1 protein-coding gene is annotated in these 249 nt (G+C 50.2%); it reads left to right on the top strand.

The genetic code is table 11. The features are described 5' to 3' along the window. The coding region (locus AAEZ08_RS23270; protein ID WP_500125227.1) for a Na+/H+ antiporter NhaC family protein at positions 1-249 on the top strand (249 nt) is incomplete at both ends.

Below are 249 nucleotides of genomic sequence, written 5' to 3'. Positions count from 1 at the left end.
CCTTGATGTCGGTAGCAACCGGAACATCTTGGGGTACCGTCGGCACCTTAGGCGTGGTTTTTATTGGCATCGGCTCTGCCATGAATATTCCCCTGCCTTTAGTCGCAGGTATGATTGTCTGCGGTGCAACCTTCGGTGATAAAATGTCGCCGATTTCAGATACCACAAACCTCGCCGCTATGAGTGCTGGCACCGATATTTATCGACACATTTACTCCATGCTGTTTACCACAACGCCCACCTTTATCC

This window comes from Pseudomonas sp. E45-MNA-CIBAN-0222, from assembly GCF_040310405.1.
Classification (GTDB): domain Bacteria; phylum Pseudomonadota; class Gammaproteobacteria; order Pseudomonadales; family Pseudomonadaceae; genus Stutzerimonas; species Stutzerimonas stutzeri_AC.
Note: the sequence above shows the minus strand (reverse complement) of the source record. Positions and strands in the feature narration are given on the sequence as shown.